The sequence below is a fragment of the Ramlibacter sp. genome (assembly GCF_028291745.1).
In the GTDB taxonomy this organism is placed as follows: domain Bacteria; phylum Pseudomonadota; class Gammaproteobacteria; order Burkholderiales; family Burkholderiaceae_C; genus Ramlibacter.
In genome coordinates this window covers 19,768-30,748 of sequence record NZ_JAQGNQ010000138.1, presented here as the reverse complement: position 1 = coordinate 30,748, position 10,981 = coordinate 19,768, and the positions used below count along the sequence as shown (strand labels likewise).

General features: G+C 68.3%; 10 protein-coding genes. 3 read left to right on the top strand and 7 right to left on the bottom strand.

Going from position 1 to position 10,981, the window contains the following annotated elements; translation table 11 throughout:
- Nucleotides 1–241: 241 nt before the first annotated feature.
- The 4 genes from JWP60_RS25370 to JWP60_RS25355 all read right to left on the bottom strand — a co-directional run bounded on the left by JWP60_RS25370 (nucleotide 242) and on the right by JWP60_RS25355 (nucleotide 4,296).
- Nucleotides 242–1,078 carry a metallophosphoesterase gene (locus JWP60_RS25370; protein WP_299797934.1) on the bottom strand — a complete coding sequence of 279 codons (837 nt, stop codon included), beginning with the start codon at nucleotides 1,076–1,078 and terminating at the stop codon, nucleotides 242–244.
- Between the two features lie 79 nt (nucleotides 1,079–1,157).
- Complete coding sequence (locus JWP60_RS25365; RefSeq protein ID WP_299797931.1) at nucleotides 1,158–2,201, bottom strand: alpha/beta hydrolase; 1,044 nt, start codon at nucleotides 2,199–2,201, stop codon at nucleotides 1,158–1,160.
- Nucleotides 2,202–2,279: 78 nt separating this feature from the next.
- On the bottom strand, nucleotides 2,280–3,260 hold the full coding sequence (locus tag JWP60_RS25360) for a tripartite tricarboxylate transporter substrate binding protein (RefSeq protein ID WP_299797927.1): 981 nt from the start codon (nucleotides 3,258–3,260) through the stop codon (nucleotides 2,280–2,282).
- A gap of 58 nt (nucleotides 3,261–3,318) precedes the next feature.
- Nucleotides 3,319–4,296, bottom strand: coding sequence for a LysR family transcriptional regulator (locus JWP60_RS25355; protein ID WP_299797925.1), 978 nt, complete (start codon nucleotides 4,294–4,296; stop codon nucleotides 3,319–3,321).
- 109 nt (nucleotides 4,297–4,405) lie between these two features.
- Here JWP60_RS25355 and JWP60_RS25350 point away from each other — a divergent pair, with 109 nt between their 5' ends.
- Both JWP60_RS25350 and JWP60_RS25345 read left to right on the top strand, forming a co-directional pair.
- Nucleotides 4,406–4,708, top strand: coding sequence for a hypothetical protein (locus JWP60_RS25350; RefSeq protein ID WP_299797922.1), 303 nt, complete (start codon nucleotides 4,406–4,408; stop codon nucleotides 4,706–4,708).
- Between the two features lie 11 nt (nucleotides 4,709–4,719).
- Nucleotides 4,720–4,911: a hypothetical protein gene (locus JWP60_RS25345; protein WP_299797919.1), complete on the top strand. Its 192-nt coding sequence runs from the start codon at nucleotides 4,720–4,722 to the stop codon at nucleotides 4,909–4,911.
- Nucleotides 4,912–4,984: 73 nt separating this feature from the next.
- Here the strand turns inward: JWP60_RS25345 and JWP60_RS25340 are convergent, their stop codons facing one another.
- From JWP60_RS25340 to JWP60_RS25330, 3 genes are all read right to left on the bottom strand, one after another.
- A complete protein-coding gene (locus tag JWP60_RS25340) occupies nucleotides 4,985–6,841 on the bottom strand; it encodes a phosphoenolpyruvate carboxykinase (GTP) (protein WP_299797916.1) in 1,857 nt (618 codons plus the stop codon).
- A gap of 285 nt (nucleotides 6,842–7,126) precedes the next feature.
- On the bottom strand, nucleotides 7,127–7,279 hold the full coding sequence (locus tag JWP60_RS25335) for a hypothetical protein (protein ID WP_299797913.1): 153 nt from the start codon (nucleotides 7,277–7,279) through the stop codon (nucleotides 7,127–7,129).
- Between the two features lie 88 nt (nucleotides 7,280–7,367).
- On the bottom strand, nucleotides 7,368–8,567 hold the full coding sequence (locus JWP60_RS25330) for a threonine ammonia-lyase (RefSeq protein ID WP_299797911.1): 1,200 nt from the start codon (nucleotides 8,565–8,567) through the stop codon (nucleotides 7,368–7,370).
- A 112-nt stretch (nucleotides 8,568–8,679) separates the two neighbouring features.
- On the opposite strand from JWP60_RS25330, the gene JWP60_RS25325 reads away from it, so the two are divergent.
- Entirely contained in the window at nucleotides 8,680–10,977 is a 2,298-nt protein-coding gene (locus JWP60_RS25325) for an AAA family ATPase (RefSeq protein WP_299797908.1), read from the top strand.
- Nucleotides 10,978–10,981 lie beyond the last annotated feature (4 nt).

Below are 10,981 nucleotides of genomic sequence, written 5' to 3'. Positions count from 1 at the left end.
TCGCATCGGGCGCCAATCAAGGCGCACGGGGCAGCCCGCACTCGCGTGCGGGCAAGCCGGGCAACGCGGAGTGGCGCCCGATGCGACCCCTTCCCTTCGGGTTGCGATTCCAAGGGGCCATCCGCTTAGTTGCGAGGCCATGCTGGGGGTGACCCCAGCAGCGGCCTCGCGCCTTGCGCCTGGCCCCTTGGAATCGCAACGCGCCCCTGGAAATAGCGTGAACAGGCCCTAGGAGATCTGCCTAGCTCGCCGCGCGCGCGGCATGCAGGTCCAGCACGAAGGTGGGGCGAAACGCCTCCTGCTCGCCCTTGCTGGCGTACCCCAGGGTGTTGGCGAGCACGCGGCAACCGTCCACCAGGTAATCCTGCCGGCAATGCAGGTGGCCATGTAGCCAGTAATCCGCCAGCGGCAGCAAGTCGTCCAGCGAATTGCAGAAGCCGGCGGTGGCCGGCGTCACGCCATAGCGCGGGTCGGCACTGCGCAGGCTGGGCGCGAAGTGCGTCACGACCACGGTGATGCCGTCGAACGGGCGCGCCAGCGCGGCGCGCAGCCACGCTTCGCAGGGCAGCGCCTGTTCGCGCCAGCCCTCGGCCAGCCAGGGCTGGCCATGACGCATGGCGCCGGCCTTGCTCACATAGAAGTTGGCGGCGCGAAAGGCCTTGTGCCTTTGCCTGAGCACTTGCTGCAGCGTCGGCTCGGGGGCCCCCGGGCGCCGCACCAGGGCATCGAAGTCGGCCCACAAGGTGGTGCCGACGAAGCGCACGTCGCCGACGATGTGCTCCTCGCGTTCCAGCCAGGTGATGCCCAGGCGCTCGCAGGTCTCGCGCAGGAGGGCATGCGTCTCGTCGAAATCGAGCGCGTCGTACTCGTGGTTGCCCGGCACGTACAGCACCGGCACCGGCCAGCCCCGGCGCGGCGAAAAGCGGCTCAGGCCGAATTCGGGGTTGTCGAGTTGCGAGCCGCGCTGGTAGGAGCCGATGTCGCCGGCCAGCACCAGCAGCTCGGCGCCGGCGGCTGGCGTCGGCACGAAGCCGGGGTTGTTCTCGAGATGCAGGTCGGACATCAGCTGGATCTTCACGCCGCCATTGTGGGCGAGCGGGCGCACAAGCGGGACCGGGCCGCTTGCGCGCCTGCGTGCGAGTGAGTGGCAGCCGGCGCTAACCGCCCCCGGCGCGCAAGGCCTGCACCGCTTGCACGGCGGCCTCCACCGCCCGCGGTTGCGTGATCAGGCCGATGTGATTGACGCCGGGCACCAGGGTGACCGGCCAATCCTTTCCGTTGGCGCGGAAGACGCCTTCGAGCTTGCTGGTGTCGAAAGCCTCGTCGGCGCTGCCGCCGAGCACGGCACAGGGGCGCTGCACCGAGCGAATTGTGCCGGCGTAGTCGCGCGGGGGGCGGAAGTTGGCCGCCAGCGCGAACGAGTATTCCGGCGTGAGCAAGCCCCGCGCCTTCTCGTTGAGCGCGAACCGCAAGACGGGGAGTTCCTGGAAGACCTCGACGTGCATCATGTGGAGCAGGCTCAGCGCGACGACGCGGGGGATCCCCACGTCGACCCAGCCACCGTTGCCGGGCCGCTCGTTGGGTGCGCCCTGGCCGAGGAAAGGTGAGAGCAGCACGCAGCTCTGAATCGCCTCCTGCCTCGCCCCGCCCGCCACGCGCAGCACGAAGCCGGCGCCGGCGGAGAAGCCCACCAGCGTCACGGGCGCGGGCGGCCGCACGCTGGCAAGGAAGCGCGCGAGATCATCGTCGAGCTGGCCGATGTAGGCGATGTGGCCCTTGCTGCCCGAGGCGCCGTGGCCGCGCATGTCGAGCGAATAGACGGGATAGCCCGCCTTGGCATAGGCGGTGGCCAGCAGGTGCATGCTCTCGCTGCTGGCTGACGAGCCGTGCACCAGCACGACGCTGCCGAGCGCCGCCGTGCCTTCGGGGGAATAGGCGCGATAGGCGAGCGGGGTGCCGTCCTCTCCGGTGTAGGTGCGCCGGGGCGGCAGGTGCGAGAGGTCTGCCCCCTTGAACGGATCGTTGATGCTGGGCATCGCCGGCGGCGTGTGAGGGCCGCCGAAGGCCAGCGCCGCGGCGAGCACGAGGAGGATCACGAGCAGAAAAGCGGCGAATGCCCAGGGCCACCGCCTTTCGATGAAGCGCGCCGGGTGGCGGGCAGCCGCCGGGGGGTTCACCACCGCGTCGCCGGGTCCGTCCATGCCGTTCTCCTGGGTGCCACTGTCGCGGCGACTCTATAGTCCGCGCTCCCCTGGCGCGCCCTCCACCCGGTTGAGGGCTCAGAGCCTGACGCCCGCAGCCTTCACCGTCGGCGCGAGTTGCCCCACCTGCGCCTTCACGTAGGCGACAAAGGCAGGCTGGCTCGCGGGCGCGACGGTGATCCCCAGTTCGACCATCCTGCGCTTGATGTCGTTGCTCGCCAGGATCTCGTTGACCGCGTCATGCAGCCTTGTCACCACATCGGCCGGCATGCGCGGCGGCCCGGAGAGGCCGAAGAAGTTGTCCAGCACCAGCTTCTGGTGGCCCGTCTCCACCACGCTCGGCACATCGGGCGCCAGCGGCGAGCGGGTGGCGGTGGTCACTGCCAGGGGCACGATCTGCCCGCCCTTGAAGTAGGGCACGAAGGCGGTGATCACGTCGATGCCGACCGGCACCACGCCGGCGATCAGGTCGGTGGTCATGGGTGCACCGCCGCGGTAGGGGACGTGCACCAGGTTGAGTCCCAGTTCCTTTTTCATCAGCTCGCCGTAGATGTGGCCGACCGAGGCCGGGCCGCCGGAGCCGAAGTCCAGGCGGCCGTTCTTGCGGGCCAGGGCCTCCAGGTCGGCGAGCGTCTTCAGCCCGGACTTCGGATTGGCCATGACCACGCAGGGCGCCGTGCCGATCAGGGCGATGTGCGTGAAGCCGTCGACCGGGTCGTAGGGCTGCTTGTCCAGCGCAAACGGGCCGATCGAGATCGGCGTCGAATTGGACAGCATCAGCGTGTAGCCGTCCGGCGCGGCCTGCGTCACTACCTGCCCGCCGACGCTGCCGCCGGCGCCCGGGCGGTTGTCGATCACCACGGCCTGGTCCAGCTTGGGCGCGAGCTGTTCGCCGAGGACGCGCGCGACGATGTCGCTGGCGCCTCCCGGCGGAAAGGTGACGACGATCTTGATCGGCCGCTCCGGCCAGGCGGCAAACACCGGCAGCGTGGCCGCGGCGGCACCGGCGGCAGCCACCTGCAGGAAGCGGCGGCGGTCGCCGGACGCGAGACGGGTCATGGAGGCTCCTTGGCGGCGAAGTGCCGGACGAGGCGACCTGCAAGGCACATGCCAGGCGCTAGCCAGTCGTGTCGCGCTCGCCTTCGGCGATGTCCTTGCGCGCGGCCTGGGCCACTGCCTGCCGCAGCCAGGCGTGATCGGGCCGCAACGCCTGCCGGCGATGCCAGAGCGAATCGACGTGCACCCGCGGCACCTGGAAGGGCAGGGGCCGCTGCACCAGGTCCTGCTCGCGCCCGGTCACGCGGATGAAGTGGCGCGGCAGCACGGTGAGCAGGTCCGAGGTCTCCACCACCCGCGCGGCGGTGAAGAACTGGTTGACCGTGAGAACGACGCGGCGTTGCCGGCCGGCCGAGGCGAGTGCCTCGTCGATGAAACCGTAGGGCCGGCCGGAGAAGCTCACGAGCATGTGGCGCGCGGCACAGAACGTGTCGAGGTCCAGCGTCCCGTGTTCCAGTTCGTGGCCCTTGCGCATGACGCACACGTAGACACCGTCGTAGAGCCGTTCGTGCTCGAAGGCGACGATGCCGCCGCCTTGCGCCTGGGCCGTGAGGTCGGCGAGCACCGCCGGGAAGTAGCCGACCGCCAGATCCGCCGTGCCCTCGTCGAGCACCAGCCGCGGGTCACGCGTGGTGAGCGGCAGCATGCGCAGCGAGATGCCCGGCGCCTCCCGCTCCAGGATGAGCATCAACCCGGGCACGACTTCGGCGGCCGTCGAATCGGCCATCGCCAGCGTGAAGCTGCTGGTCGCCTCCGCCGCGACGAAGTTGCTGGGCGCGATCGAGGCCTCGAGCTGGCGCAGCGCTTCCCCCACCGAGGGCCAGAGCGCCAGGGCCCGGGCGGTCGGTTCGACGCCGTAACCGCTGCGCGCGACCAGCCGGTCGCCCAGGGCCTCGCGCAGGCGGTTCAAGGCATTGCTCACGGCCGGCTGGGTCATCGAGAGATTGCGGGCCGCGCGCGTCAGGTTGCGTTCAGCCATGACCTGGTCGAAGACGCGCAGCAGGTTCAGGTCGAGGGTGCGGAAGTTCGGTGCTTTCATTTGCTTGGCGAATGATAGGCATCACTAATCCAAAGTAGACGAATATCAGGGTCTACCCTAGTATCGGGGTCATTAAAGCGGCAATATCGCCGCAAGGGAGCAAGCAAAAATGACACGTACCGCCAACATCGAATACCCCAGCCAATTCGGCAACGTGCCGCGCGGCGCCGCTGGCGCCGAGGCCGCCGGCAACTTTGCCGCCGACGTGCTGATCGGCGTCCTGGCCTTTCTCGGCTCGCCCGTCACCCGGACGGTCGGCGCCGTCGGCCGTGGCATGGCCGCCTGGGGCGAAGCCCGCCGCCAGCGTCGTGCCGACGACCAGCTGTGGAGCCTGGCGCTCAGCGACGCCCGCATCATGGCCGACCTGAGCCGTGCGATGAGCCAGGACGCCCTGCGCGGCGCCCGCGGCTGAGCGAGCACACCATGCCAGCCCCCGTTCCGGTGGGCGTGGTCAGGCACCTGATCCATCGCCTGCCCGGCCGACTGCTGGCCGCGCTCGACGCGTGGTCGCACCGGCTGGCGCGCAAGCGGCACCAGGAACGCATGCGCAAGTGGCAGGCCCGCCAGATCGCCGCCGTCACGCCATCCCAGCTGCCGCCGACCCGCGGCGCTTGACGATCCGCCCACAGCTGCCGCAAAACGACAAAAGCCACCGCTCGCGGTGGCTTTTGCTTTTGTTCAATCCGGCTCAGGCCGCCAGGCGCTGCTCGATCTTCGCCTTGGTTTCCTTCAGCTCGGAGGGCAGGTGGTGCGCCAGTTGCTGGAACAGCTCGTGGTGCAGCTGCAGCTCTTTTTCCCAGGCCGGCAGGTCGATGTCGATGACCTGGTCGAACTGCGCCTTGGTGAAGGGCAGGCCTTCCCAGTTCAGTTCCTGGTAGCTGGGGCTGATGCCGAAGGCGTGGCGGTCGCCGCGCACCTTGCCTTCGAGGCGATCGATCATCCACTTGAGCACGCGCATGTTCTCGCCGTAGCCGGGCCAGACGATCTTGCCGTCCTCGCCCTTGCGGAACCAGTTGGTCGTGAAGATCTTCGGCAGCTTGGCGCCGGACGCCTCCAGCTTCTTGCCCAGGTTCAGCCAGTGCTGGAAGTAGTCGGACATGTTGTAGCCCGTGAAGGGCAGCATCGCGAACGGGTCGCGCCGCACCACGCCTTGCTGGCCCATGATGGCCGCAGTGGTCTCCGAGCCCATGGTCGCGGCCATGTAGACGCCTTCGACCCAGTCGTTCGCTTCGGTCACCAGCGGCACGGTGGTGGAGCGGCGGCCACCGAAGATGAAGGCATCGATAGCCACGCCGGCCGGGTCGTCCCAGGCGGGATCGAGCGCCGGGTTGTTGGTCGCGGCCACGGTGAAGCGGGCGTTCGGGTGAGCGGCCTTGGCGCCGGTTTCCTTCGCGAGCTGCGGCGTCCAGTCCTTGCCCTGCCAGTCGATGGCGTGGGCCGGCGGCTCGCCGTCCATGCCTTCCCACCAGACGTCGCCGTCGTCGGTCAGGGCCACGTTGGTGTAGATCACGTCCTGCTTGAGCGAAGCCATGCAGTTCGGGTTCGTCTTGTAGTTCGTGCCCGGGGCCACCCCGAAGTAGCCCGCCTCGGGGTTGATTGCATACAGGCGGCCGTCCGCGTTCGGCTTGATCCAGGCGATGTCGTCGCCGATGGTGGTGACCTTCCAGCCCTCGAAGCCCTTGGGCGGGATCATCATGGCGAAGTTGGTCTTGCCGCAGGCGGAGGGGAAGGCCGCGGCCACGTGGTACTTCCTGCCTTCGGGATTGGTCACCCCGAGAATCAGCATGTGCTCGGCCAGCCAGCCCTGGTCCCGGCCCATGTTGGAGGCGATGCGCAGGGCGAAGCACTTCTTGCCCAGCAGCGCGTTGCCGCCGTAGCCGGAACCGAAGGACCAGATCTCGCGCGTCTCGGGATAGTGGACGATGTACTTGGTCTTGTTGCACGGCCAGGAGGTCTGGTCCGTCTCGCCCGGCTGCAGCGGCGCGCCGATGGTGTGCACGCAGGGCACGAATTCGCCATTGACGCCAAGCACGTCGTAGACCGCCTTGCCCATGCGCGTCATGAGGCGCATGTTGACCGCCACGTACGCGCTGTCGGAAAGCTCCACGCCGACGTGGGCGATGTTGGAGCCGAGCGGGCCCATCGAGAAAGGCACGACGTACATCGTGCGACCGCGCATGCAGCCGTCGAACAGCGGCTGCAGGGTGGCGCGCATTTCCTTCGGGTCGACCCAGTTGTTGGTCGGGCCCGCGTCATCTTTCTTGTGCGAGCAGATGAAGGTGCGGTCTTCCACCCGGGCCACGTCGCTCGGATCGGAATTGGCCAGGAAGGATCCGGGGCGCTTGGCCGGGTTCAGTTTCGTGAACGTGCCCTTGTCCACCAGCTGCTGGCAGAGGCGGTCGTATTCCTCCTTGCTGCCGTCGCACCAGTAGACCTGGTCCGGCTTGCACAGGGCGACCATGTCGGCGACCCAGGCGATCAGGCGGGCGTTCTTGACGAAGGCCGGGGTCTCCAGGTTCAGACCCTGCATGACGGGAGAATTCATACGCGATGCTCCTAAGTTGAAAGCTTGTTTTCAAAAGGAGCGCAGCGCTTGCAGCCCGGTGTGCGCCCTTTGAAAACAGGCCTGGTCCCGGTCGGCGGCGGCTGCCGGCAACCGGGCGGCTGGAACAACCATTTTAGGGAGCGCGCCTGCCGAGGTTGCAAAGTTACGGGACGGATCCATGCAAAAAACGCATGGCCTTATGCGCCCGTCCGTAAAGCCTGAAAACGAACAAGCCCCCGGGCATTGCTGCCAGGGGGCTTGGTGGGAGAACGGGCTGGTGGCCGGTCAGGCCATGTAGATCGCGATGAAGGCCAGCAGGAACATGAGCGCGGCCCCCACCATGGGCAGCACGATGGGGATCATCGGCACCACGGATTCCACTGCGTCTTGCGGCTCGTAGTCGTGACCGTGCTGGGGGGGCTCGTTGGGGCTCACCATGAATGTCTTCCTGTGGATCTCCTGAACCGGTCGATTCTAGCCCCTGCGTTGGCCTCGCCCCGTCGGCGCAGGGGCCAAGCGGGGCTCGTCACTCCTCTTCCGCCTGGAAACCGGCGCCGCGCAGCGCCTCCAGCAGCGCCTGCACGTGGGCGCGGCCGCGTGTCTGAACGACGAGCTGGATCTCGACGTTCTGCGCCGCCAGCATGGTGAAGGCCCGCTGGTGGTGAACCTCGTCGATGTTGGCGCCGGCACTGCTCACCACCGAGGTGATGTGCGCCAGCGAACCCGGCACGTCGCGCGCGCAGACCTTCAGCCGCGCCAGCCGGCCGGCCCGCACCATGCCGCGCTGGATGATCGCCGCCAGCAGCATGGGATCGATGTTGCCGCCGCCCAGCACCAGCCCGACCATGCGGCCGGCATGCCGCTCCGGTTCCTTCATCACCGCGGCCAGCGGCGCCGCGCCGGCTCCTTCGACCAGGGTCTTCTCGATGTCCAGCAGCATCACGATGGCCTGCTCGACGTCGCCCTCGTCCACCAGCACGATGTCGTCGACATAGCGCTCCACCAGGGGCTGCGTGAACTGGCCCGGCCGGCCCACCGCAATGCCTTCCGCGATGGTCGATTCGCCCTGCGGCAGCGCTGCGCCCTTCACCGCGTTGTACATGTTCGGAAACCGCAGCGTCTGCACGCCGATCACCCGAATGCCCGGCTTGAGCGCCTTGGCCGCCGCCGCGATGCCGCCGATCAGCCCGCCGCCGCCGATGGCGACCACCAGCGTGTCGAGCTGGGGCACGGCCTCCAGCATCTCCAGGGCGACCGTGCCCTGGCCGGCGATGATGGCGTCGTCGTCGTAAGGGTGGACGAACACCAGCTGCTCCTGCGCGGCCAGATCGAACGCGTGGGCGCGCGATTCTTCCAGCGTGTCGCCATGCAGCACCACCTCGGCCCCGAAGCTGCGGGTGCGCTCCACCTTCACCATGGGGGTGAAGCGCGGCATGACGATCAGGGCACGGATGCCGATGCGCTGGGCGTGATAGGCCACCCCCTGCGCATGGTTGCCGGCGCTCATGGCGATGACACCCCGCGCCCGCTCCTCCTGGCTCAGCTGGACGAGCTTGTTGCAGGCTCCGCGCTCCTTGAAGGAGGCCGTGAACTGCAGGTTCTCGAACTTCAGGTACACCTGGCAGCCGGCCACCTGCGAGAGCATGCGCGACTCCACGCAGGGCGTGTTCAGCACCTGCCCGTGCAGGCGGGCAGCGGCGGCACGGACGTCTGGCAGGCCGATCATGGGCCCATTGTGCCGGCGGCCATCCGCCGGCGGTGGACGGTGCCACGTCCGTGCGGCTTCCATGTAGCATCAGGTCGCGTTATCGTAAGCCGCCCCTGTTCACGGAGGTCGATTGGCCAAGCGTTCGCTGGATCTGCAAGTGCTCCCCTCACCGGGTCTGAAGGACGCCCCCGTCCTGGACCTGATGTGCTCGCACTTCGTGCTGACGCTGGCCGCCAAGCAGGGCGCCAAGTTCAACGTGCGCCGCGACCTGAACGGCCTGCTCTCGCTGGCCGGGCGCCACCTGGCGTGGCCGGCACCCTCGCTCGACCGCCTGCGCGAGTTTCTCGGGCGCCGTTGCAAGGACAACGAATTCTGGCGCGGCCACGAGCAGCTCAGCCCGCGGGAGTTCCTGGACCGCCACGGTGTCTGGCGCGGCCCCTACGAAGAAGGCACGCTGTTCTTCTACCTGGATGAATACGCCAAGGACCAGCCCAAGGACCTGCTGTCGGTCCTGACCATCACCGGCGAGTGGCTGACGCATGCGCTGAAGAAGCACTCCACGCTGGTGGAGAAGAACATCGACGCCTTGGCCAGCCTGCTGCAGTTGAACAAGGCGGAGCGCGCGCTGCTGCTGTACGGCACGCTCGCGCGCTACCAGCGCGACCTGCGCAGCCTGCTGGTGGAATTCAAGGTGAACAACGCGCCCGAGGCGTATGCCGCGATCGCGGAGGTGGCGGGCGTCAATGCGGCCGATGTCGGCGAGGCCCTGCGCGCCGGCTCGCGGCTCGAACGCATCGGCCTGGTCGAGAACCTGATCTCCGAACACAACATCACGGATCTGGCCGACCTGATGAAGGTCAGCGAAAAGCTGCCGCCGGTGCTGATGCGCGAATACCGCGACCAGAGCGAGTTGATGGCCGTCTTCACGCGGCCCTGCGCCAAGAGCGAGCTGACGCTGGACGACTTCGGCTTCGTCGAGGAGGACGCGCGCGTGCTGCGGGCCTTGCTGCGCAACGCCATCGATCGCAAGGAGCCGGGCGTCAACGTGCTGCTGTACGGCCCGCCCGGCACCGGCAAGACCGAGCTTGCCAAGGTGGTCGCGCAGGCCGCCGGCCTCGAGCTCTTCGAGGTCGAATACGCCGACCGGGACGGCAATTCGCTGAGCGGCCGCGACCGCTATCGCTCGCTGCAGATCGCGCAGGTGTTCCTCAAGGGCAGCTCCCAGGCGGCGCTGCTGTTCGACGAGGTCGAAGACGTGTTCCCGCCCATCTCCAACGAGGCCGCGCAATGGATGGCGCGCGCCGAGCAGGTGGTGGCGCCGCCCTCCGGCAGCGTGAGCGGCAAGGCGTGGGTCAACCAGATCCTCGAATCGAATCCGGTGCCGACCGTCTGGGTCACCAACCGCATCGAGCAGATCGATCCCGCGTTCCGGCGCCGCTTTGCCTATCACCTCGAATTGAAGTCACCGCCGCCCGGTGCGCGCGAGGGCCTGGTGCGCAAGACGCTGGATGGCGTGAGCGTGTCCGAGGGCTTCGTCGCCAAGCTGACCGAGCGCAAGGGTTTGACGCCGGCGCAGATCCGCACGGCGGTGCGCTTTGCGGGGCTGGCGTCCGCGGAGGGCGTGTCGGTCGAGGACCTGATAGCCCGGCAACTGCGCAACGCCGACCGCGCGCTCGGCACCCGCAGCGGCGATGCCGGCATGCGCCCCAGTGTGACGACCTACGACCTGGAGATGTTGAACGTCGAGTCGCGCTTCGAGCTGCCCCGCATCGTCAATGCGCTGAAGGCGCGCGGCCACGGCACCTTGTGCTTCTACGGTGCGCCCGGCACCGGCAAGACGGCGCTGGCGGAACACATCGCCCGCAGCCTCGACCGGCCGCTCCTGATCAAGCAGGCGAGCGACCTCATGAGCAAGTTCGTTGGCGAGACCGAGCAGAACATGGCGGGCATGTTCCGCGAGGCGGAGGCGGAAAAGGCTGTGCTGTTGCTGGACGAGGCCGACAGCTTCCTGCAGGACCGGCGCGGCGCCCAGCGCACCTACGAGGTGACCGAGGTGAACGAGATGCTGCAGGGCATGGAGCGCTTTGCCGGCATCTTCATCTGCACCACCAACCTGATGGAGCGCATCGACCAGGCGGCGCTGCGGCGCTTCGCCTTCAAGATCCGCTTCAAGCCGCTGACCGCGCCGCAGCGCGAACGCATGTTCGTGACCGAGGCGCTGGCCGGCGAGGCCGCGCTGCTGACGCCGGAGGCGCTCGCGCGGCTGGCGAAGATGGAGCAGCTTTGCCCGGGTGACTTCGCGGCGGTGAAGCGGCAGATCGAGATCCTGGCCGCGCAGCTCACGGCCGAAGAATTCCTCGAGCAGCTGGAGGCCGAACACCGCATCAAGCCCGAAGTGCGCGAGGCCCGGCAGATCGGCTTCGTCTGAACCG

What these genes read in the sequence shown, in the direction of transcription:
- JWP60_RS25365 (WP_299797931.1), bottom strand. Translation starts at nt 2,201, where the DNA reads ATGGACGGACCCGGCGACGCGGTGGTGAACCCCCCGGCGGCTGCCCGC.
- JWP60_RS25360 (WP_299797927.1), bottom strand. Translation starts at nt 3,260, where the DNA reads ATGACCCGTCTCGCGTCCGGCGACCGCCGCCGCTTCCTGCAGGTGGCT.
- JWP60_RS25355 (WP_299797925.1), bottom strand. Translation starts at nt 4,296, where the DNA reads ATGAAAGCACCGAACTTCCGCACCCTCGACCTGAACCTGCTGCGCGTC.
- JWP60_RS25350 (WP_299797922.1), top strand. Translation starts at nt 4,406, where the DNA reads ATGACACGTACCGCCAACATCGAATACCCCAGCCAATTCGGCAACGTG.
- JWP60_RS25345 (WP_299797919.1), top strand. Translation starts at nt 4,720, where the DNA reads ATGCCAGCCCCCGTTCCGGTGGGCGTGGTCAGGCACCTGATCCATCGC.
- JWP60_RS25340 (WP_299797916.1), bottom strand. Translation starts at nt 6,841, where the DNA reads ATGAATTCTCCCGTCATGCAGGGTCTGAACCTGGAGACCCCGGCCTTC.
- JWP60_RS25335 (WP_299797913.1), bottom strand. Translation starts at nt 7,279, where the DNA reads ATGGTGAGCCCCAACGAGCCCCCCCAGCACGGTCACGACTACGAGCCG.
- JWP60_RS25330 (WP_299797911.1), bottom strand. Translation starts at nt 8,567, where the DNA reads ATGATCGGCCTGCCAGACGTCCGTGCCGCCGCTGCCCGCCTGCACGGG.